General features: G+C 70.1%; 19 protein-coding genes. 13 read left to right on the top strand and 6 right to left on the bottom strand.

Going from position 1 to position 22,170, the window contains the following annotated elements:
* The first annotated feature begins 288 nt into the window (after window positions 1–288).
* From AB0H49_RS06680 to AB0H49_RS06665, 4 genes are all read left to right on the top strand, one after another.
* Window positions 289–1,671, top strand: a complete 1,383-nt coding sequence (locus AB0H49_RS06680) for an NB-ARC domain-containing protein (protein ID WP_357248067.1) — start codon at window positions 289–291, stop codon at window positions 1,669–1,671.
* Window positions 1,672–1,800: 129 nt separating this feature from the next.
* Complete coding sequence (locus AB0H49_RS06675; protein ID WP_354999679.1) at window positions 1,801–2,631, top strand: isocitrate lyase/phosphoenolpyruvate mutase family protein; 831 nt, start codon at window positions 1,801–1,803, stop codon at window positions 2,629–2,631.
* A gap of 117 nt (window positions 2,632–2,748) precedes the next feature.
* Window positions 2,749–4,086 (top strand): MFS transporter, encoded by a 1,338-nt coding sequence (locus AB0H49_RS06670; RefSeq protein WP_357248064.1) that lies wholly within the window; start codon window positions 2,749–2,751, stop codon window positions 4,084–4,086.
* A gap of 214 nt (window positions 4,087–4,300) precedes the next feature.
* A complete protein-coding gene (locus AB0H49_RS06665; RefSeq protein WP_354999677.1) occupies window positions 4,301–4,750 on the top strand; it encodes a TIGR03667 family PPOX class F420-dependent oxidoreductase in 450 nt (149 codons plus the stop codon).
* A gap of 64 nt (window positions 4,751–4,814) precedes the next feature.
* Here the strand turns inward: AB0H49_RS06665 and AB0H49_RS06660 are convergent, their stop codons facing one another.
* Window positions 4,815–6,419: an ABC transporter substrate-binding protein gene (locus AB0H49_RS06660; RefSeq protein ID WP_357248061.1), complete on the bottom strand. Its 1,605-nt coding sequence runs from the start codon at window positions 6,417–6,419 to the stop codon at window positions 4,815–4,817.
* A 203-nt stretch (window positions 6,420–6,622) separates the two neighbouring features.
* Between AB0H49_RS06660 and AB0H49_RS06655 the strand changes: the two genes are divergently transcribed.
* From AB0H49_RS06655 to AB0H49_RS06620, 8 genes are all read left to right on the top strand, one after another.
* Window positions 6,623–7,918, top strand: coding sequence for a SidA/IucD/PvdA family monooxygenase (locus AB0H49_RS06655; RefSeq protein ID WP_357248058.1), 1,296 nt, complete (start codon window positions 6,623–6,625; stop codon window positions 7,916–7,918).
* Window positions 7,915–8,331 (top strand): cupin domain-containing protein, encoded by a 417-nt coding sequence (locus tag AB0H49_RS06650; protein WP_357248055.1) that lies wholly within the window; start codon window positions 7,915–7,917, stop codon window positions 8,329–8,331. Before AB0H49_RS06655 ends, AB0H49_RS06650 begins: the two co-directional genes overlap by 4 nt.
* Window positions 8,328–9,872, top strand: coding sequence for a class I tRNA ligase family protein (locus tag AB0H49_RS06645; RefSeq protein WP_357248052.1), 1,545 nt, complete (start codon window positions 8,328–8,330; stop codon window positions 9,870–9,872). Before AB0H49_RS06650 ends, AB0H49_RS06645 begins: the two co-directional genes overlap by 4 nt.
* Before the next feature lies 1 nt (window position 9,873).
* Complete coding sequence (locus AB0H49_RS06640) at window positions 9,874–10,917, top strand: FAD-binding oxidoreductase (RefSeq protein ID WP_357248049.1); 1,044 nt, start codon at window positions 9,874–9,876, stop codon at window positions 10,915–10,917.
* Between the two features lie 16 nt (window positions 10,918–10,933).
* On the top strand, window positions 10,934–12,232 hold the full coding sequence (locus AB0H49_RS06635; RefSeq protein ID WP_354999670.1) for an ATP-grasp domain-containing protein: 1,299 nt from the start codon (window positions 10,934–10,936) through the stop codon (window positions 12,230–12,232).
* On the top strand, window positions 12,229–12,552 hold the full coding sequence (locus tag AB0H49_RS06630; RefSeq protein WP_357248046.1) for a hypothetical protein: 324 nt from the start codon (window positions 12,229–12,231) through the stop codon (window positions 12,550–12,552). The genes AB0H49_RS06635 and AB0H49_RS06630 overlap by 4 nt, the downstream gene beginning before the upstream one ends.
* 409 nt (window positions 12,553–12,961) lie before the next feature.
* Window positions 12,962–14,335, top strand: a complete 1,374-nt coding sequence (locus AB0H49_RS06625; protein ID WP_357248043.1) for an FAD-binding oxidoreductase — start codon at window positions 12,962–12,964, stop codon at window positions 14,333–14,335.
* Complete coding sequence (locus tag AB0H49_RS06620) at window positions 14,332–15,510, top strand: acyl-CoA dehydrogenase family protein (protein WP_357248040.1); 1,179 nt, start codon at window positions 14,332–14,334, stop codon at window positions 15,508–15,510. Before AB0H49_RS06625 ends, AB0H49_RS06620 begins: the two co-directional genes overlap by 4 nt.
* 100 nt (window positions 15,511–15,610) lie before the next feature.
* Here the strand turns inward: AB0H49_RS06620 and AB0H49_RS06615 are convergent, their stop codons facing one another.
* From AB0H49_RS06615 to AB0H49_RS06605, 3 genes are all read right to left on the bottom strand, one after another.
* A complete protein-coding gene (locus AB0H49_RS06615) occupies window positions 15,611–16,402 on the bottom strand; it encodes a methyltransferase domain-containing protein (protein WP_357248037.1) in 792 nt (263 codons plus the stop codon).
* A 136-nt stretch (window positions 16,403–16,538) separates the two neighbouring features.
* Complete coding sequence (locus AB0H49_RS06610; protein ID WP_357248034.1) at window positions 16,539–18,158, bottom strand: ATP-binding cassette domain-containing protein; 1,620 nt, start codon at window positions 18,156–18,158, stop codon at window positions 16,539–16,541.
* Window positions 18,159–18,349: 191 nt separating this feature from the next.
* On the bottom strand, window positions 18,350–18,850 hold the full coding sequence (locus AB0H49_RS06605; protein ID WP_357248031.1) for a helix-turn-helix domain-containing protein: 501 nt from the start codon (window positions 18,848–18,850) through the stop codon (window positions 18,350–18,352).
* A gap of 79 nt (window positions 18,851–18,929) precedes the next feature.
* On the opposite strand from AB0H49_RS06605, the gene AB0H49_RS06600 reads away from it, so the two are divergent.
* The gene (locus tag AB0H49_RS06600; protein WP_357248029.1) at window positions 18,930–19,361 is read left to right on the top strand and encodes a nuclear transport factor 2 family protein; all 432 of its coding nucleotides are present in this window, start codon (window positions 18,930–18,932) and stop codon (window positions 19,359–19,361) included.
* A 27-nt stretch (window positions 19,362–19,388) separates the two neighbouring features.
* On the opposite strand, the gene AB0H49_RS06595 is transcribed toward AB0H49_RS06600, so the two are convergent.
* Both AB0H49_RS06595 and AB0H49_RS06590 read right to left on the bottom strand, forming a co-directional pair.
* Window positions 19,389–21,473, bottom strand: a complete 2,085-nt coding sequence (locus AB0H49_RS06595; RefSeq protein WP_357249032.1) for a CocE/NonD family hydrolase — start codon at window positions 21,471–21,473, stop codon at window positions 19,389–19,391.
* Between the two features lie 124 nt (window positions 21,474–21,597).
* A complete protein-coding gene (locus AB0H49_RS06590; RefSeq protein WP_357248026.1) occupies window positions 21,598–22,170 on the bottom strand; it encodes an adenine phosphoribosyltransferase in 573 nt (190 codons plus the stop codon).

Below are 22,170 nucleotides of genomic sequence, written 5' to 3'. Positions count from 1 at the left end.
ACCCAAGGCACGCACCGCGATTCAGGCTTAGGCGGCACGTCGCCTATCGCATGCCATAGCGACGCTGGCCGTTCACCCTCCGGATGGACGATCGCGGAACGGGAAATTCGGACTCGCCGGACGCGCGGTGCGGAGCTCCCCGGAAGTGCGGTCTGAATCAGGGGCAAGCCGCCGAGGCCGGTGCTCGCTAGGCGGTGCGCGTCATGGGGGGAGCCGACAGGGTCGTCGGCTGCCAGGCTGCGGCGCAGGGCAAGTGTGCCGCAACGCATTTCAGGGAGTGGAGCACCGATGGGGAGACGAGAGAAGCCGATCGACATCCGGTCGGGCCCGATTGCCGCGTTCGCGGGCGATCTGCGCAAGTTGCGGGCCACGGCGGGCAATCCGTCCTACCGGCAGCTGGCCAGCGTAGCCCTCTACTCCCCTTCCGTCCTGTCGGACGCCGCGGGCGGCCACCGGCTGCCGACGCTGCCGGTGGCGCTGGCTTTCGTCCGCGCCTGCGGCGGCGACCCCGGGGAGTGGGAGCGCCGCTGGCGCGAGGCGCGCGGAGACGGTGCGCCTACCGAGCCGCTGCCGATCGTGGTGGACGAGACAGCCGACGCGGGACCGCCGCGCCCGGTCCAGCTGCCCATCGGACCGGACGATTTCGTCGGCCGGGTCGCCGAATTCGACGGCACGCGCGCGGCGACGGCGGGCATCGCCGACTCGCGGGTCCCGGTGGTGGTGCGCGGCCCGGTCGGCGTCGGCAAGACCGCGTTCGCGCTGCGGTTCGCGCACCGGCTCGCCGAACAGTTCCCCGACGGGCAGCTGTTCGCCGACATGGCCGCCATCCGCGGCGACGACGGCGCGCCGCTGGAAGTGATGGCCGGTTTCCTGCGCGCGCTGGGCGTACCGCCCGATCAGGTACCCGCCGACGACATGCACCGGATCGGGCTCTACCGCTCGATGCTCGCCGAGCGCCGGGTCATCGTGCTGCTCGACAATGTCCGCGACGAACCGCAGGTGCGCCCGCTGCTGGCGCGCTCGCTCAACAGCCAGATCGTGGTGACCAGCCGCTCGCGGCTGCTCGGCCTGGACGGGGTGCGCCGCGTCACCCTCGGCCCGCTCCCCCGCGCCGAGGCGGTCGACCTGCTGCGGCTGCTCATCGGCGGCGACCGAGTCGGGGCCGAACCGGCCGCGGCGAGCAGCATCGCTCAGTTCTGCGGACACCTGCCCCTGGCCCTCACCATCGCGGGTCGCAAGATCGCCGCGCAGCCGGGGCGGCGCCTGTCGGAGATCGCCGCGCGCCTCGCCGAGGGGGTGAACGTGTCGAACTGGCTGCGGATCGGCGATGTGAGCCTGGCCGACGCGGTGCTGCCCGCCTACCTGTCGCGTCCGCCGTTGGCCAAGCACGTGCTGCACATGCTGGCGGGCGGGGCCGACGAGGTGACACCCGCGACGCTGGCGCGCACCCTGCACATCTCGATCGAATCGGCCGAGTACGCGATGGACAGTCTCATCGACGGCGGTCTGCTGCACCGGGTCTCGGAGCCCGAGCGCTATGTGATGTCGCCGTTGATCGGACAGGTCGTCGCACAGGAGGCGGACCGGTTCGCGCTGCGCCGCGGCGCCGACGACCTGGACGCCGACCCACTACGCGCGGCCATCGGTTTCGACGGCGGTTTCGGGCGCTGAGCCGAACATGTTGTCCGGCTTTGACGTTCGTTTGTCCGCGGTGGTCCCCGACAGCGCCGATACGGCCGGTTCCGGGGTTAGGTTCGTCGAGTTCGACCAGATCAGGACAACGACTCAGGAGGAGCCGACGTGGCGGACGAGATCCAGCAGAGCCGGGCCAACGCGTTTCGAAACCTGCACGCGGCGGGCACATTCGTGCTGCCCAACGCATGGGACCCGATCAGCGCCGCGGTGATCGCGCAGGCAGGCGCCCAGGTGATCGCCACCACCAGCGCGGCCGTGGCCTGGGCGCTCGGCCGTACCGACGGTCAGCGGATGACGCGCGAGGAGGCCGTCGCCCAGGTAGCGCGGATCGTCGCGGCCGTCGACGTGCCGGTCACCGCCGACGTGGAGGGCGGCTACGGTCCCGCGCCGGCGGACGTCGCGGCCACCGTCACCGCCGTCGTCGGCGTCGGCGCGGTCGGCGTCAACGTGGAGGACTCCACCGCGCCGGGCGGGCCGCTGTTCGACCGCGCGGCGCAGGGCGACCGGTTGCGGGCCGCACGCGCGGCGGCTACCGAGGCGGGCCTGCCCGAACTGGTGATCAACGCGCGCACCGACGTCTACCTGTTCGGAATCGGCGCGCCCGAGGAACGCTTCGACGAGGTGCTGGCCAGGGCGGTGGACTACGCCGAGGCGGGCGCGGACAGCCTCTTCGTCCCCGGCCTGCTCGACCTGGCGACGCTCACCGATCTGGTGGGCAAGTCGCCGATTCCGCTGAACGTGATGACCGGGCCGGGCGCGCCGAGCGTGCCGGAACTGGCCGCCGCGGGCGTGCGCCGGATCAGCCTCGGACCGGCGCTGGCCCAAGCCGCCTACGCACGGGCCGCTGCCGCCGCCCGCGAACTCCTCGACACCGGCACCTACTCCGAACTCGCGGACGCACTGGACTTCGGCGCGGTCGAAGCGCTGCTGCGCTGAACTGTCGAAGCGCCGTCCGGGACGTCGAAGCGTAGCCACGCCGAGACATCCCAGCGCTGCCGCGCCAAGCCTCCCGAACGCCGACCACATCCCGATCCCGGCGATCAAGGACTCACCATGAACGCAATCAGAACCGATTCTCGCACCGGTGTTTTCGCCGCGCTGCGCCAGACCCCGCGCCCGGTCGTCTACCTGCTCGTCGGCGTGCTGGTGAACCAGCTCGGCGCCTTCGTGCAGACCTTCCTGGTGCTCTACCTGACGCATCGCGAATTCAGCATCGGCCAGGCCGGTCTCGCGCTCACCGCCTACAGCGCGGGCGCGGTGTTCGGGACCATGCTCGGCGGCGAGCTGACCCACCGGCTCGGCCCGCGCTCGACCATCATCGCCGCGATGACCGGATCTTCGGTCCTGCTCGCGTTCATCCCGCTGCTGGCGACGCCGGGCATGTTCGCGGTGTTGCTCGCGGCGGTGGGCGCGGCGGGCCTGGTCACCCAGTCCTACCGGCCCGCCGCAGCGCTGATGCTCGGCGACTTGATGCCGGAAGAGCATCGGGTGATGGGTTTTTCGATGATGCGCATCGCCCTGAACGGGGGCGCGGCGCTGGCGCCGCTGATCGCCGCGGCGGTGATCCTGATCGACTGGAACCTGCTGCTGTGGCTGGACGCCGCGTCCGCCTTCACCTACGCGGTGCTGGCGCTGCTGCTCCTGCCCAAGGTGACGGCGGTGCAGGACGCGCCGGAACCGGCGGCCGAGCGGCGCACTGGCTACGGCGTGATCCTGCGTGACCGGCGCTACCAGCTGTTCCTGGCTTCGGTGCTGATCGGCTCGATCATCTACGTGCAGTACACCGTCGCGCTGCCGCTGAACATCACCGCCGACGGTCACTCCACGGGCCTGTACAGCGCGGTGCTCGTCACGGCATCGGTGGTGCTGATCCTGTGCGAGCTGAAGATCACCTCCTACGTCGAGCATCTGCGGGCGCCGCTGGTCGGCGCGGTGGGCACCGCGATCATGGGGCTCGGCGTCGCCGGATACTCCTTCGCCGAGCACGGCGCCGCGCCGATCCTGCTGGCCACCGTGGTGTTCGTTTTGGGCGTGATGATCAACGGCCCCACCATGTTCGCCTACCCGTCGACCTTCCCTTCGGCGGTGAAGGCGCGCTACATCGGCACCCACCAGGCCACCTTCGGCCTCGGCATGGCGCTGGGCCCCACGCTGGGCGTGCTGGCCTGGGATGGCCTGGGTTCCGGGATCTGGCCGCTGTGCGGCGTGCTGGGGCTCGTCGCGGCCTGGTGCGCCTACGCCGGGATGCGGGAGGACAAGGCGGATACGAGCGAGTCCGAGGTGAGCGAAAAGCCCGACGTGCCAACGGACATGGAGGTATCCGACGAAGCCGACACCGACGCGGCGACGGGCACCGCGGTGTCCACCGTCAAATCCGGCACCGGAGCGTGAACGCCGCACACCGGCGCCACGAGGCGCGTTCCGCGGAGGCATCCGCCGATCGAGTACACGATCGGCGGATGTTTCGCGTTCACCGCGAGTTTCCCTGCGACCGCGCGGTTCTCGCGTCACCGCGCCGACGCGCCGTCGCTCGATTGGCCACTTACCCGCAGATCGCACGACACCCCTTGCCGAACAGGCACTTTCGTACGATATGAAGGCACCCATGAACCTGACATCCCATCTTCCCGCCGGCCGCGGCGCGTACGTCGAAGACAGGCTGCGCAGCAATCTCATCGCGTGGCTGACCACGGTCCGCCCGGACGGCAGGCCGGACAGCGTGCCGGTGTGGTTCCTGCTGCGCGAGGACGAAACGGTCCTCGTCTACAGCCAACCCGGCAAGCAGAAGTTGCGCAATGTGGCGGCCAACCCGCACGTGAGCCTCGGCCTCGACGTCACCGACATCGGCCGCGACATCGTCCGCCTGGAAGGCACCGCCGAACTCGCCCCCGACCAGCCGCCCGCGGACCGGGAGCCGCGATACGCGGCGAAGTACGCCGAACGCATCGGCGCGATGTTCGGCACACCGGCGGAGTTCGCCACGATGTTCTCCGCGGCCATGGTCATCACGCCGACCCGCCTGCACAGCAGCGGGTCGGTGACGTCGCTGGACTAGCCACCCTCCGGCACATACGAAAAGGCGGTGGCGTTCGAAACGCCACCGCCTTCGTAGTTTCCGCTCAGTCCACCCGCACCGCGAACAGATCCAGTTGCAGCAGCTGCGAGACGGCGACGTCCCTGGTCCGGTTCGACCAGCCGGACTGAACCTTCTGGAACCACAGTGGGATCGCGGGCATGTCCTGGAGGATCTGCCGCTCGGCCCGCTGGTACAGCACCCAGCCCTCGCGTTCGGCGGGTGCGGCGTCCGCGCCGGCGAGCAGGGCGTCGACCGCCGGGCTGGAGTAGCCGGTGCCGTTCACCGCGGCGCCGGTGCGGAAGATGGGGTTGAGAAAGTTCTCGATGGACGGGTAGTCGGCGACCCAGCCGGAGCGGAAGATCGTCGACATGCGGCGGTCGTTGATCAGCGTCCGGAATTCGCCGAATGTCGGCACGGGCGCGTACCGGCATTCGCGACCGAGTGCCCCGCTGATCGTCGCGCAGGCCGAGTCCATCCACACCTGGTTGGCCGAGTCGTCGTTGGAGGTCAGCTCGATCGGCCCTTGAAAGCCAGTCGATTCGAACAACTCGCGCGCCCGTTCGGGGCGGTACTCGCACAGTTCCCCGCATTGCCCGGCTACGTACCCCGGCACCGTGGACGGCACCAGTCCGTCGGCCAGGAGCTTGTCGCCGTCGAAGGCGGTGTCCACCACGAATTTCCGGTCGATCGCCATCGAAATGGCCTGCCGCAAGCGCGGATCCGCGTACCTGGGATCGTAGAGCGGGAAGGACACGGACTGCACGCCGAGGTAGGTGTGCGACAGGTTCCGCCCGGACAACTCGGACTTGTACCGGCCGCCCGCCAGCGCGTCGGCGGGGACGAAGTCGAGATAGTCCAGCTCGTTCGCCACCACGTCGGCGTAAGCGTCCTCGAGCGCCTTGTAGAACCGGAACTCCACGCCCTCGATGTGCGGCTTGCGCGTGCCGCCGTAGGCCTCGTACCGGTGCACGACGATGTTCTCGCCCGGGGTGTGCGAGACGAAACGGAAGGGGCCGTTGCCGACCGGTTCGGCCTCGAACCCGGCTCGGTCGGCGAAGAAGCTGCTCGGCAGCGGGAAGAACGCCGCGTAGCCGAGCTGGGTCGGGAACGCCGAGAACGGGGCCGAGAGGGTGACCTCGAACCGGCGATCGTCGAGGATCCGCAGACCCGAGAGCCGGGTCGCCGAACCATCTCGCAGCGCCTCGTAACCCTGGATGTGCGACAGGTACGTGGCGCCCTGTAGTTCGTTCGGACCGAATGCGGTGTAGTTCCAGGCGTCCACGAAACTCTGGGCGGTGACCGGTGTTCCGTCGTGGAAGGTCCAGCCCGGGGCGAGGGTGACGGTGTAGACGCGCGAATCGGCGGTGACGATGGATTCGGCCACCGCGTTGCGGGGCTCGGCGGTGGCGGTGTCGTATTCGACGAGCCCGGTGAACAGCGCGTTCACGATCTTGACGCTGTCGCGTTCGGTGGCGTCGCCCGGGATCAGCGGGTTCTCCGGCTCGGTCCCGTTGTAGCTCAGAATGTCTCGATCCGAAGAGTTCGCGGTGGGATCGCCGCCGCAGGCGACGGTGAGCAACGCGGCGGACGCGACGGCGGTGATCCCCGCGGCGACGCGCAGCGCTAGTGATCTGGTCGAGGTGCTCATCTGGCCAGCTCAGCAGAGCGCGAAATTGATCGGCAGTGCTGTGCCGCAGAAACCTTCAATCGACTGTCAGGCGCGACAGACCGGCCGAACGGCCCCGCTGTCGACAGGTTGTCGTGCGGATCGGCGCGCGGGTTTCGGTCAACTCGCGCAGCGCATTCACTGGATCGGAGCAACTGATAACCATCGAGACTCAGGTGGATAATGTGAGCGATCACGAAGTCGACGTCCTGGCCATCGGCGCCGGACCCGCCAACCTCGCGCTGGCTGTCGCGCTCGAGGAATCCGACGCCCCGCGGCTGGCCCAGCGGACCATGCTGCTCGAACAGCACCCCGACGTGAAATGGCAGCGCAACCTGTTGCTCCCGTGGGCGCGCAGCCAAGTGTCGTTCCTCAAAGACCTGGTGACCCTGCGCAATCCGCGCAGCCGGTTCTCCTTCTTGAACTTCCTGTACGAGCGCAGGCGCCTGGACGAGTTCGTCAACCTGTCCACCTTCAACCCCTACCGCTGGGAGCTGTCGGAATACCAGCAGTGGGTCGCGCATTCGCTGGAGCATGTCGCAGTGCGCTACGACGCCCGCGTCACCGCGATCGCGCCGCGGCGCACCAGCGACGGCAGGCTCGTCGGCTGGACCGTCACCCTCGCCGACGGCGACACCGTCGACTGCCGGGACCTGGTCATCGGCACCGGCCGCGACGCGCACATCCCCGAGGTCTTCCGAAACCTGCCCGAGGACCGGGTGATTCACAGCACCCAGTACTGCACCCGGGTCGCGCAGCTGCCGACCGACCGGCCGATCCGCCCGGTCGTGATCGGCGGCGCGCAGAGCGCCGCGGAGATGTTCATGGCGCTGCACACCGATCTGCCGCAGAGCGCGCCGACCATCGTCATGCGGTCCATCGGCCTGCAGAACTACCAGACGAGCAAGTTCGTCAACGAGCTGTTCTTCCCGTCCTTCGTCGACGAGTTCTACCACTCCGAGGCCGACGTGCGCGGCCGCATCCTCGACGAGGTGCACCTGACCAACTACGCGGGCCTGGCCCCACCCTTCCTCGACGAGCTCTACGCCATGCTCTACCAGCAGCGCATGCTCGGCCGGGAGCGCTCGACGGTCCGCTCGATGACCGACGTGGCCGGCGCCAGGATGGACGGCGACGAGGTGGTGCTCGAGCTGCGCGACCGCAAGAACGGCAAGGTCGAGCCGCTGCGCTGCGACGTGGTGCTGCTCGGCACCGGGTACGAGCAGACGATGCCCACGCTGGTTCGTGATCTCGCGGACGAACTCGGGCTGGCCGAGGTCTCGGTGAGCCGCCGCTACCGCCTCGATCTCGGCGAATCCGCTTGGGGCGCGGTGTATCTGCAGGGCGTCAACGAACAGACGCACGGCATCTCCGACACCCTGATCAGCGTGCTCGCGCACCGCTCGCAGGACATCGTCGACGACATCCTCGACCGCCGCCACGTCACCGCGGGCGCCTTCCCGGAAAGCCGCACGGCATGATCGAGATCCGCAGCCTGAACCGGGACGGCCTGACCGAGGCCTACGGCGTCGCCTCCGAGCGGCTGCTGCCCTGGCCCCCGCTCAACGCGCCCTTCGAGGGCGCGTGGTGCGTGCTGCGTCCCGGCGATGTCTCCACCGCGCACGCCCACCACGAGTACGAACTGTTCATCGCGATGACCGGTCGCGCCGTCCTCGAAGTGGACGGCGAGCGGCGCGAATTCGTGGCGGGCGACCTCGCCCACCTGATTCCCGGCACCACCCATCACGTGCGCAACGTCGGCGACGCCGATTTCGAGTGGTACGCGATCTGGTGGGACACCGACATGTCGGCCGAATTCGTGCGCAGGCATACGACGGAGCCATCACGCGAGTCGAGCAACCTTGTGCCGCGGGAAGATCCGGTGACATCGTGAACGGCCCCACCGTCGTCATCTCCCCGGCGCCGACCGCCAACGGCGACCTGCACCTCGGCCATATCGCGGGTCCCTTCCTCGCCGCCGACGTCTACACCCGCTACGCCCGCGCGACGGGCGGGCAGGTGCTGTTCGGCACCGGCGTGCAGGACACCTCCACCTATGTCACCACCACCGCGCACCGCCTCGGCCTCGAGCCGCAGGCGCTGGTCGAGCGCTCGGCCAAGGAGGTCGAGGCGACGCTGGCGGCGCTCGGCATCGCCGTCGACGCCTTCACCGGATGGGAGCGGCGCTTCACCTCCTATGTCGCCAGGGTCGTCACCGAGCTGCGTGCCAAAGGCGCGCTGCGGCTGCGGCAGATGCCGTTCCCGTACGCGCCGAGCACCGGTGAGTACCTAGTGGACGGGCACGTCGCGGGCGGCTGCCCGGTCTGCCTCGCCGACAGCTGCGCCGGTTTGTGCGAGAACTGCGGGCACGCGGTGACCGCGGGCGAACTGCTGGATCCGCGCTCGACGCGAAACCCACAGGAGCGGTTGGAGATCCGCGAGGTCGAGGTGCTCGTCCTCCCCTTGGAGGACTACCGCGAGCGGCTGCGCGCCCACTTCGCCGAGGCCGCGGGGCTGCTGCGCCCGCACGCGGCGCAGGTGGTCGCCGAGCTGCTGGACCGTCCGCTGCCGGACTTCCCGGTGACCTACCCGATCTCCTGGGGCATCCCGGCGCCGGAGCTGCCCGGGCAGGTGGTCAATCCGAACGCCGAGCCGGTCGCCTGGACGATGTACTGCTCGATGCTCGCGGCCGAGAACCGCGGCATGGAGCCGAACTCGGAGGACGCGCTGTGGCGTCCCGAGGCCGCGGCGCAGGTCGTGTACTTCCTCGGCATCGACAACATCCATCCGTTCGGGATCTCGGGGCTGGCGATGCTGCTCGCCCTCGGCGACTACGCGCTACCGAAACTGTTCCTCACCAACGAGTTCTACGAGCTGCGCCACGAGAAGTTCTCCACCAGCCGCGGACACCTGGTGTGGGGCCGCGACCTGGCGGCGCGGGCGCCGCGCGACCTGATCCGCTTCCACCTCGCCTGCAACAGCCCGGAATTCCAGCGCACCAGCTTCAGCCACGACGAACTGGTCGCGCTGAGCAAGACCCGGCTGGTGGAGCCGTGGAATCGGGTGGCCGCCAAAGCCGACGACTGGGTGTGGCGCGGTGCGCTGCCGATCTCGGATCGGGGCAGGTCCGATGCGCTGCGCATGGTCGAGCGGTTCGAGGTCGCCTACGAGCTGCCCGGCTTCAGCCTGCACCGGATCGCCGAGACGCTGACCCAGCAGCTGGCCCGGCTGGATCGCGTGCCGGTCACCGATGGCGGGGACTTCTGCCATCAAGTGGACGTGCTGGTGCGCTGTGCCGCGCCGTTGCTCCTCGATCTGGCCGAGGCGGCGCTGGCGGGTTCGGACATGCTGCCGGGAACCGGTTTGCGAGAAGTGGCGCGGCGCACCGTGATCGAACCGGTCCGGCTGCCCCGACTGCATCCGGTGCGGGGCTGACATGACCGACGTCGTCATCGCGGGCGCCGGTGTCACCGGCCTGATCGCGGCCGTGCGCTGCGCGCGGGCCGGGCACCGGGTCACGGTGGTGGATCGAGGCCCGATCCCGAACCCGGCGTCGAGCTCGTTCGATCATCACCGTGCGGTGCGGGCGCTGAGCCCTGGCGACCCGGGCGCGACCGCGGCCGCCGCGGAACTGCACCGGCGCTGGCTGCGGCTGCAAGCACTGCTCGGTGGCCCCTTCTACCGGCGTATCGGAGTGGTCACCGGCTGGTCCGCCGCGTCGATCGACTTCGCCGTGGCGGAGGCTCGCCGCAGCGGGTTGCCGGTGCGTGTCGTCGAGCCGAAGTCGTTGCCACACATCGTGTTTCCTTCGGGTCACTACGGACTACTGGAGGCCGACGCTGGCGTGCTGCTCGCCGAACGGGTGCTGCACGCCGCCGCGCGCTGGTTGCGCGCGCAGCCCGCGGTCACGCTGCTGCCCTGGCGGCAGGTGGTCGAGGTGGACACCGACGCCGCCAGGCTCCGGTTGCGCGACGGCGCGCGACTCAGCGGTGATCTTGTACTGCTGGCGACCGGGGCGTGGACGGGCGAACTCGTCGACGTGCCGACCGTGCTGCACCGGCAGACCACCGTCTACCTGCGCCCGCCCGCCGATCTGGCCGCGTGGTGGGAGCAGGCGCCCAGCGCCGGGCGAATCGGCGCGGACGGCACCGGCTGGCTCATGCCGCCGGGGGCGGGCACCCTGCTCAAGCTCAGCTCCTCCCGGCTCTGCCGCACCGTGGACGACGTCGGCACGGATGCCGAAAGTCTGTATGCGGCAAGCGACTACGTGGAGCACGTGCTCCCCGACGCGCACCGGTACCGCATCGCCGCGGTCAAACAGTGCCACTACACCGTCGACGCCGCGACCGGCGGCGCCACACTCGCCCGGCCGGGACCCGCGGTCTTGGCCCGCGCCGCCACCGGCGGCGACGGGTTCCGCACCGCACCGCTGGTCGCCGACCACCTCGTCGAACTCGCGGCCGCCCGACCGGCCGCCTGATGCGGAAGGAACCATCATGACCCCCACCAACGACGTGCTGCTGGTGATCGGCAGTGGACTGCGCCTGTACCGGGAATACCTGGTGCGCTCGGTCGCGGCGCGGGCGCGCTCCCGCGGCCTGGATCTGGTGCTGCTCAACAACATCGAACCCACATGGCAGCACGCCTATTTCGACGAGATCGTGGTCGCCAACGTCTTCGACCACGCCCTGCTGGCCGCCGAGGCGCGCGCGGTGGCCGCCCGCAGGCGGGTGGTCGGCGTGCTGTGCTGGGACGAGCCGCTGGTCCAGCCCGCCGCCGACCTGGCCGACGAGTTCGGCGTGCCCGGCCTGACCGCCACCGGCGTGCGCGGCTGCCGCGACAAGAACCGGACCCGCGCGGTGCTCACCAACGCCGGGCTGGTGCAACCTCGTTTCGAGCTCACCGGCACGCTCGAGCAGGCGCGGGCGGCAGCCGACCGCATCGGCTACCCGGTGGTGGTGAAGCCGCAGGCGCTCGGCGCGAGCATGGGCGTGGTGCTGGCCGCCGACCGCACCGAACTTGACGCCGCCTTCGCCACCGCCACCGGCGCGAGCGCCATCGGCGACGAACCGTTCCGCGGCACCGCCATCGTCGAGGAGTTCGCGGTCGGCCCGGAGATCAGCGTCGACGCCGCGGTCTACAAGGGCGAGTACCTGCCGATGTTCTTGGCGCGCAAGCGAACCGGGTTGGAGCCCTACTTCGAGGAGCTGGGTCATCTGGTCGACGCGGCCGACCCGCTGCTGGACGACGAGGCACTGATCGGCACGCTCGCCGCCGCGCACCGCGAACTCGGGGTGGAGAACGGCATCACGCACACCGAGGTGCGGCTGACCGCGCGTGGGCCGCTGATCATCGAGGTCAACGGCCGCCTCGGTGGCGATCTGATCCCGTTCCTGGGCAAGATCGCCACCGGTATCGACCCCGGCGAGGTGCTCGTCGACGTCGCCACCGGGCACCGCCCCTCGACCAGTCCCACCCGCAAGGCCGCCGCGGGCATCCGCTTCGGCTACCCCGAACACGACACGCTCGTGCGCTCGGTGACGGTGCCCGAGCACGCCCCCGGTCTGGTCACCGCCGCCGCGATGGTGGAGCCCGGCGCGGAGCTGCGGCTGCCGCCCGGCGGCTACATCGCCCGCCACTCGTTCGTCGTGTGCGAAGCCGCCGACGCGCCGCGCTGCGCCGAATTGCTCAAGGCGGCAAGTGCTTCGGTAGAGCTGGTCGGCGATCCGCTGGAGCCGCTCGCGCCCGGCGCCGCGTTCACCCTGCCCGCCGGACTCCTGGACGCCGACAAATGATCAACTACGACGGCCGCCGGTTCCGCAACCCGGACAGCGACGACGGGGTCGTCGCGCGCTACTACCAGCGCGGCGATCTGGTGTGGGCGTCCTTCGCGGGCGGCAAGGTGCGCCGCGGAGCGCTCAACGGTCTGTGCGACGCCGACGGGGTGCTGCACCTGGCCTACACCATGGTGCTGCACGGCGGCGACATCGTCTCGGGCTTCACCCGTTCGGAACCGGAGCCCTCCGACGGCGGACCGCTGCGGCTGCGCGAAGAGTGGGAACGCTACGGGCCCAACGCAAGCAGCGGGATCTCCTTTCTGGAGGAGATCCGATGAACCGGCTGCTGCGCCGGTTCGGCGTGCGATCGTGGGACGGGTCCGCCGGAGTCGACTCGGGTCGGGTAGCGACATTGTCCGGCAACGAGACCGACGCGAGCCCGGCATCGACCGGGCGATCCCCGTCCGGCGCGGCAGAACCAAGGGAGCTCGACCTGGGTGGGCGAGTCGCCAGGCCCGGCAGCGCAATCGACCGCGCTTGGGCTCCGGCCATGCCGGAGTCGACATGCCACGATGCGCAGCGCCGGACGAATTCGATTCAGCCCGAGGATCTTCACGGTGTCGGCCCGCGGCAGGTGCCATTGCCCGGCACCGGAGCCGACCGGCGGTGGGCGGCGATCGGGCGCGGTACGCCCGACCTCTCATCCGCCGCCGGGTACGGCCACGCGACTTCAGCCGAGGTCGGCCGATGATCGCGAGCCTGGACCGCCTCGACGCCGGGACGGTGCGCTACCCCGGCGACGACGGCTTCGAAGCGGTCAGCGTCCCGTTCAACAAGCGCTACGCCGACATTCGGCCGAGCGCGGTGCTGTCGGTCCGCGACGCCACCGATGTCGCGCGCGCCATCCGCTGGGCGCGCGAGGAAGACGTGCCGCTGGTGGCGCGCGGCGGCGGGCACAGCTACGCGGGCCATTCCGTCGGCACCGGGCTGGTGCTCGACCTGCGCGGCCTCGGCGCGGTGCGGGTCGATCCGGCGAGCGGTCTGATCACCGTGGGCGGCGGCGCGACCAACGGCGCGGTGTACGCCGCGCTGCAAGAGCACGATCTCGCGGTGCCGCTGGGCAATTCGAATCAGGTCGGTATCGGCGGCCTGGTGCTCGGTGGTGGCGTGGCCGCGGTGTCACGCGCGTTCGGGCTCACCGCGGACGCGTTGGTGGCGACCGAGATCGTGCTCGCCGACGGCAGCACGCTGCGCTGCGACGCCCGCGAGAACGCGGACCTGTTCTGGGCCTGTCGCGGTGGCGGCGGCGGAAACCTCGGGGTGAACACGTCGTTCACGTTCCAGGCCCGCGACACCGTGCCCAGCTCGACCTGCCTGCTGCTGTGGGAGTGGCGCGACGCCCGGCGGGTGCTCGCGGTCATGCAGGAGATCATGGCCGCCGCGCCCGACAAGTTCGCGGCGCGCATCGGCGCGAGCCGCGCGGGCGACGATCCCGGCGTCGTGTCGGTGATCGGCCAGCACCTCGGTCCCGCAACGGAATTGCTGGAGCTGCTCGCCCCCGCGCTCGCGACCGCGACACCGCGCCGGGTCGACATCGCCGACCGAGACTACTGGCAGGCCAAGGACTTCCTGCACCACGAGACGTCCGGCGACCCGTTCGCGGTGCGCACCCGGTGCACGCCGAAACCGTTGACCGAGGCCGGGATCGACGTCCTCGTCGATGCCATCGATCGCTGGCCGGGCAGCGCCAACCCCGACGGCGCGGGCGTCGCGCTGTTCACCTGGGGTGGCGCGATCAACCGAATCCCCGTCGGCGACACCGCTTTCCCGCACCGCGACACCCTGTTCCTCGTCTCCATGGACACCTCGTGGAGCACGACCGACCCGGCGCGCACGGTGTGGTGCAACCTCGAATGGCTCGACGGCCTCTACGCGGAGCTGGGCGGATACGCCACCGACGCCGCCTACGTCAATTTCACCGACCCCGCCCTCACCGACCTGTCCGCCTACTACGGACCCAACCACGCCCGCCTGGCCCGGGTGAAGCATCGGTACGACCCGGACGGCTTCTTCCGCTTCCCCCAGGCGATCACCGCACCCAGCAAGGAGACCCAGGGATGACCCTCGTCGACGAACCACCCACCACCTCGCTCGGCGCGGGCGCCGAGATTCTGGCCCGCGCCCAGGCGCTGGCGCCCCGGTTGCGCGAACGCGCCGAGGAGATCGAGGCCGCGCGCCGCCTGCCCGCCGACATCGTCGAGCTGCTGCGCGACGCGGGCGTCTTCCGCATGGCGTTCGCCCGCGACTGGGGCGGGCCCGAACTCACCTCGATCGAGCAGACCGAGGTGGTCGAGGCGCTCGCCTACGGTGACGCCTCGGTCGGCTGGTGCGCCATGATCGGCTCCGACACCGGCCTCTACGCCAGGTTCCTCGACGAGCCGGTCGCCAAGGAGATGTTCCCGAGCTTGGACATGGTGACCGCGGGCCTGCTGTTCCCGACCGGCCGCGCCGAGCGCGTCCCCGGCGGGTTCCGGCTCAGCGGACGCTGGCAGTTCGGCAGCGGCATCACGCACGCCGACTGGGTGGTGTCCGGCGCGTTCGTCGTGCGCGACGGCGAACCCGAGCGCGACGCGTCGGGCGCACCGGATTCGCGGCTGTTCATGGTGCCGCGCGCGCAGGTGGAGGTCGTCGACACCTGGCACACCACGGGCCTCGCGGGCAGCGGCAGCTGCGACTACCGCATCGCCGAGGTGTTCGTGCCCGCCGAGCACACGCTCGAATTCGCTTCCGTGCGCCACGGTTTCGGCCCGCTCGGCCAGCCCGAGGTGCACATGCGCAATATGCCCGCCGTACCGTTGGGCGTGGCGCGGGCCGCGTTGGACTACGCGCGCACCGAATCGGCCGCCAAGTCCGACGACTACCGCGTCCAGGTGACCATCGCCGAATGCGAGGCCGAACTGCACGCCGCACGCTCCGGCGTCTACGCGGCGCTGCGCCGCCAGTGGGAGATCCTCGCGGCGGGCGGCACACTCGACGAACTCACCCCGACCGAACGCACCGCGCTGCCTCTCTCTCGCCTGCACGCGTTCCGCACCGCCCGCACCATCGTCGGCCGCCTCTACGACCTGCGTCAGACGGCGGCCATCTACCGGCCGTCCCCGCTGGACCGCTGGCTGCGCGACACCAACACCATGTGCCAGCACATCGTCGCCCAGGACCGCATCCTCCAGTCCGCGGGCGCGTACCTGATGGGCGGCACGCCCTCGTTCAAGCTCTGCCTCGGTGTGGTGAGCTGAACGCCAACGAAATTCGGAAGAGAAATGGCGGGGCCCGGAGCCGCCATTTCTCTCCGGCGAAACCATTTCTCGCGCCGGTAGACGAATGGTGGGAGGCGAGTCAATCCGAGGGGCGGCGGACCAGGATCTCGAGGCGGACGAAGGTCTGGTCGTAGGTGCCGTCCGGGCGGAGCAGTTCGTCGGTGGCGGCGACGAGCTCGTCGACCAGGCGGTGCGCGTCGGCGGCGTCGGCCTGCCGGGTGAGGGATATCGACGCGGTCGTGCGCAACATGTCGGCGAGCTGGGCGCGGGTGAACGGGCGTAGCTGGGCGACCGTGCGGACGCCGTCGGCCGGGATGTCGAATCCGGTGGTGCGCAGCATGTCGAACACGGTCCCGGCGTCCGGGAACGGCCTGGGCGGTCGCAGCCCGTTGGCGACCGCGATGCGCTCGAGCAGCGCCATCAGGCCCGACATATTCCCCGCGCCGCCGGATTCCGAGTGGAACCAGCCGCCCGGTCGCAGCGTCCGATACACCGCGCCGAAGACCGCGGGATAGTCCGCGACCGCGAGCCAGTGCAGCATGGACCGGCTCACCACCAGATCCGCGACGCCCGGCTCGAGCTGCCGATCGAACTCGGTGGCGGCGGCACGCACGAACTCCAGGTTCGGCGCCGAATACCGGTCCGCGGCCGCGAGCATGGACGGATCCTCGTCCACTCCGATCACCCGCCCACGCGGCACCGACTCCGCCAGCACGGCGGTGAACTCCCCGCTACCGCATCCGAGATCGACAACGGTGTCCTCCGGCTCGGGCCGAATCCGCGTGAGAAACCACTCGTCCACCGCGCGGTGATGCGCGGAAGTCTCCGCGTACTCCACACCGAGCCACCGCGCCCGCCGCTCGCCCACCATTCCCCGATCCTACGACCGGCGGATCGGAGCCGGGCTCCGATGAAGCGCTCGTCACCACTACTGTTCACGGCGCTCGCTATCGGCCGCCGCCCGGCTGAGACACCTCGTCTTGCCGTACGGCGCAAAGGCGCGCATGTCAGGCCGTCGGCTCCTCTTCCGGCACGTCTTCCTCCACGACCCTCTCGGCGTCGACCAGCCCGTCCCCGGTGAGTTCGAGCCGCCGGGTGACCCCGATGTCGTCGAGGAAGCGCGGGTCGTGGCTGACCACGATCAGCGCGCCCTCGAATCCGGCCAGCGCCTGGGTGAGGTGGTGCAGGCTGGGCAGGTCGAGGTTGTTGGTCGGCTCGTCGAGCAGCAGCAGTTTCGGCGCGGGTTCGGCGAGCAGCAGCATGGCGAGGGCGGCGCGCAGCCGCTCGCCTCCCGACAGCGCGCCCGCGGTGACGTCGGCGTCGCCGCCGCGAAACAGGAAGCGCGCCAAGTGGGACCGGACTTGCAGCGGCGTCGCGTGCGGCGCGGCGGCGGACACGTTCTCGAACACCGAACGACTCCCGTCGAACAGATCCAGCCGCTGCGGCAGCATCCGCCACGGCACCTTCGGCGGCGCTTCCGCGATCCGGCGCAGCAGCGTCGACTTGCCGATGCCGTTGCGTCCGGTCAGCGCGATCCGCTCCGGTCCCGACACTCGCAGCGTGACCGTCGGCCCGCAGGCCAGCGTCACCTCGTCCAGCGCGAGCACCTCCTGCCCCGGGTAGAGCCGGGTGCCGGGCAGATCTATGCGAATCTCCTTGTCGTCGCGGACGAGTTCCTCCGCCTGCTGGAGCTGTTCTTTGGCCGTGTCGAGCCGCTCGATGTGGGTGTTGCGCAGCTTGCCCGCCGACACCTGCGCCGCCCGTTTGCGTGCCCCGGCGAGGATCTTCGGCATGTTGTCGGCCTGTTTCTTGGCGTAGCGCTGTCTGCGGTCGAGCTTGACGCGCGTCTCGGCCAGTTCCTGCGCCTGCCTGCGCACATCGTTGCGCGCCTCGCGCACCGCGGACCGCGCCGCCTGCTGTTCGGCCTCGACGATGCGCTCGTAGTCGCCGTAGTTGCCGCCGAACAGCCGCAACTCGCCGGCCCGCAGCTCCGCGATGGCGTCCATCCGCTCGAGCAGTTCGCGATCGTGGCTGACCGTGAGCACCGTGCCGGAGAACTGCCCGATCACCTCGTAGAGGCGTTCGCGCGCAACGTGATCCAGGTTGTTGGTCGGCTCGTCCAGCAGCAATACATCGGGCTCGGCGAGCAGCTCGGCCACCAGACCTAGCAGCACCGTCTCACCGCCGGAGAGGGTGTCGAGCCTGCGGTCGAGTCCCTCGGCCGAATCCGCGACGTAGTGCAGCCCGAGCCTGCCGAGCAATGCGACGGCGCGCTCCTCGACATCCCACGCGGCGCCGACGGTCTCGAAATCGCGCTCGTCGCCCGCACCGGATTCGATGCGGTGCAGCGCTTTTCGCACCGCATCGATGCCGAGCACCGCGTCGACCCACTGACCGTCGGCCAGCCCGAGATCCTGGCGCAGGTAGCCGAGATGTCCCGACACCGTGACCGATCCGCGCGCGGGTGTCAGCTCACCGGCGATCAGGCGCAGCAACGTGGATTTCCCGGCGCCGTTGACGCCGACGAGGCCGATGTGTCCGGCCGGGAACACCGCGCCGAGGCTTTCGAACACCGGAGTGCCGTCCGGCCAGGAAAAGGTGAGATCGGAAAGAGACAGAAAGGTCATGCGGAGCCCCTGAGGTTGCGACGGAAACGCGGCGCGCAAGATGCGGGCCGCCCGAAGGCGCTACCTCGAGAAGATCAACACATGCTCCGATCGCCGGGGACAAGACTGGTCCAGGTTAGCCATACAGCCGGTGATCGCGCCAGTGCAATTTCGCTCACAATGCCGCGATACCGGTTCCTACCTGGCGTGAATCATTCTGCGGCCGCGATGAAATCGCCCACCAGCATCGTCCCCGGCCCCCGCCGCGCACCGGGCCCCGGCTCCCATCGCACCGTCTCCGCGGTGAGCGGTTCCCCGCATTTCTCGCACACCACAACACCCGAAGTGTGCCGCCCGCACGGGCGGTGGACCGAGACCACCGGCGGCCCCTCGGGCCCCGCGCTCCACTTGTCTCCCCAGGCGATCAGCGTCGCCAGCACCGGGTACAGCTCGCGCCCCTTGGCGGTGAGCAGATACTCCCGCCGCACCGGATTCGTCTGGTAGACCCGCGATTCGACGATGCCGTGCGCCCGCAGCGTGTCCAGCCGGGCGGCGAGCACGTTCGAGGCGATGCCGAGATCGCGCCGGATGTCCTCGAAGCGGGTCATCCCGACGAACAGGTCACGCAAGATCAGCGGCGTCCACCGCTCCCCCACCGCGTCCAGCGTGCGGGCGATCGAGCAGACGATCTCGGAAAGGTCAGCCTTGGCCACCGCCCCATCCTAGTCCGTTGCAAAAAACAAGCGACTCGGTTACGTTCACACCCATCGACCAACGGAAGGGTGCGACGACATGTCGGATGTGGTGGACCAGTTCTGCGCGGCGACCGAGACCGCCGATATCGATGCTTTGATGGACACCCTCGCCCCGGACGCCGAACTGCGTTCGCCGATCTCGGGCACCCTCGTCTTCCGCGGTCACGAGGACCTGCGCATCCTGCTCACAGTCGTCTACCGCGGCGTCTCCGGCCTGCGCTGGACCGCGCGGATCGGCGACGGTCCGCGCCGGGTGCTGCTCGCCGAGGCGAAGGTCGGCCCGTTCCGGATGACCGAGGCGATGGTCCTCGACTTGGCCGAGGACGGGCGCATCCGCAGACTCGACCCGCACCTGCGCCCCTGGCTCGCGATCAGTTTCCTCGCCGCCAAGCTCGGCCCCGGCCTGCTGCGCTACCCGGCGGTGATGCGGCGGGCACGAAGCGCCGAAGCACCCGCCGCAGTCGGCTGATGCGGCCGAGGCCTACCACCGCCTCCGCTACGGGTTCGCCTGAAGCGGACGATCGGTCGGCAGATTGATGTAGCTCGGCTTGTCCGGATCGATGGCCAAGAGCTGCGGTTTGAGTTCGGTGTTGTTGAGCATCGGCCGGAACGGTAGCCCCTTGGGCGGGTTGCCCGCGAAGACGTCGACCCGCAGCCGATGTCCGGGCTTCAGCACCGCCTGGGTGGGGATGACGGCGATGTCGAGCGCGATCGGCTCGCCCGGCGTGACCGGCAGCATGCTGTCCAGGGTGATCGGGTTGTGCGGCGCGGAGTAGTCGCCGGAGGGCGACCGCTCGCTCTTCGCCTCGTCGACGGCGCGCATCGAGGTGGTCAGCTGGCCGGTGGTCAGGACCAGTGAGGTGCCGTCGGGCGCCACATCGTTGACGGTGACGTTCCAGTAGCCGTCGATGGCGTCGTGCACGGTGTTGAGGTGCACGTTGATCGGGCCGGAGATCACCGTCGGCTCGGTGACCGGCGGGCTGGTGAAGGTGAGCGCGTTGCGTTCGGCGATGCGGGAGTCCTTGGCGCACATGTCCAGGACCGCGCTGAGTCCCGCCGATCCCTGGGCGGTGTCGCGCGAGCAGATCATGGTGAGGCCCGGCGCGATGGTGAGCGTTTCCGCGTCGGCGGGGCGAGTGTGGATCAGCGAGCCGTCGTACTGCACGTGCTCGGCGGTGCCGCTCGGCGCCGCGGACAGGTAGACGCGGCGGTGCACGACGCCGGGCCGCGGAAAGCGTTCCAAGGTGACCCAGCCGCCGCCCTGCTCCCAGACCACGATCGGGCCGAAGCCGTCGATGCCGTTGTCGATGCCCTTGAGCCACCGGTCGAACCACGCGCGCTGCAGCACGTCCAGCCGGGGCGGCGCGCCGGGCACACCGGTTCCCGCGCCAGGATTGGCGTGGTAGGTGTCGCCGACGACGAGTTTCTTCTGGTTGTCGGGCAGCGGCATGGCGTTGTACAGCTTGGTCGCGCTGTTGGCGAAGATGTCGTGCCAGCCGCCGTAGACGAAGGCCGGGACGTTCACTCGCTCCGGATGCCCGAGAATGCCCTGCCGGAACGGACTGTCGGCATCGAGCGCGGCCGCCAGCGCGGGCGGCACATCGTCGAGCGACGGCGTCGTCAACGCCTGGGCGAGCAGGTCGAAGTTGGTGTTCGGGTCCGACACTCGCTCGCGGAACCACGCCCAGTCGAAATTGCCGTTGAGCATCGAGGCTACGTCGGGAATCAGCTTGAGCTGGTTGACGTTGCTGAGCCACATCGGAAGGAACATGGTGCCGATGCCGCCGCCGGGCGCGACCACGTCGCGCATCAGATCGCTGCCCGGTTCCACGGGGAAGATCGCCTTCAGCGGCGCGGGGGCGTCCTCGGCGGCGCGCAGCTGGTTGATCCCGGCATACGAACCGCCGCTCATCGCGATGTCGCCGTTCGACCAGGGCTGACCGGCGGCCCATTGGATGACCTCGCGGGTGTCGAGTTGTTCACGGGCGCCGAGGGTGTCCCAGCTGCCCTGCGAGTATCCGGTGCCGCGGACGTCGACCACGACCAGGTTGTAGCCGCTGCGGATCAGATTGCGATCGATGCCGAGGACGGTCTGCACCGTGCCGCCGTCCAGCGCGTGCAGCAGATCCTCGAAACCGCTGATGGGCGTCCCCGAGAAGTTCTGCCGCCCCACGAAATCCATCGTGAGCTGCTGCAACCCCGGCACCGCCAACGCCGAATCGATGAGATTCGTCATCAGCTTGGTGTACGGCGTGAGGTTCACGATCGTCGGCAGCGGCCGCGACTCCGGCGCGCCGCCGGTCTGGGAGGGCCGGTACACATTGGCCTTGAGGACGACGCCGTCGCTCATCTCGATGGGAACGTCCCACTGGATGTCCACATCCGAGTACGGCTGCGGGCCGTCGTGCAGTTCGGTCCACCGGTCGGCGAGAGCCGCCAGATCCGGCTGTTCCGACGCCGGATGATAGGCCCCGATCGCGACCACCGCCAGCACGACAGCGAACGCCCCGACCACCGACCTGATCATCGAGCCCGACAGCCCCCTCGGCTGCAATGTCCTGGCCACCCCTGCCCTTTCCATCGTCACCGGTCACATGAGACAGACTGGGACGATAGCAATCGGCTACCGGGGAATCGGGGACCTTCGGGCCGGTCGGCACGTCGAAACATGCCGCGTCAACAGTCCGGGGCGACCGCCTCGGGGGTCAGACCCGGACGATGGAGGTCAGCGGGTAGTCGCCCTGGCGGCTGCGGCCCTCCAGGAAGCTCAGCTCCAGCACGACCGCCGCCGAGACGATCTCGGCGCCTGCCGCCTGGAACAGTTCCGCGGCCGCGGCCAGCGTGCCGCCGGTGGCGAGCACGTCGTCGAGCAACAGCACCCGGCGGCCCGCCAGGTCGACGCCGTCACCGGGGATCTCCAGGGCGGCGGTGCCGTACTCGAGGCTGTATTCGCGCGTCAGCACGGGCGGCGGCAGCTTGCCCGCCTTGCGGACTGCGAGGACGCCCGTGCCGAGGGTGGCGGCGACGCCCGCGCCGAGCAGGAAGCCGCGGGCGTCCACGCCGGCGACCAGGTCCGCGTCCGGCGCACAAGCGGCGAGGCAGTCGATGACCGCGCGGAAGCCCTCGGGATCGGCGAACACGGGAGTGAGATCGGCGAAGCGAACGCCGGGCGTCGGGAAATCGTCGCGCCAGCGGGTCAGGCGTTCGACCAGCTCGGCCGCCTTGGCGGTCCGCTCGGCGACAATCTCGTCGGACTCGACCGCCGCGTGCTTACTCAT

Source organism: Nocardia sp. NPDC050713, assembly GCF_040654315.1.
In the GTDB taxonomy this organism is placed as follows: Bacteria; Actinomycetota; Actinomycetes; order Mycobacteriales; family Mycobacteriaceae; genus Nocardia.
The sequence above is the reverse complement of the archived record's forward strand: the minus strand, read 5'-3'. Positions and strand labels throughout refer to the sequence as shown.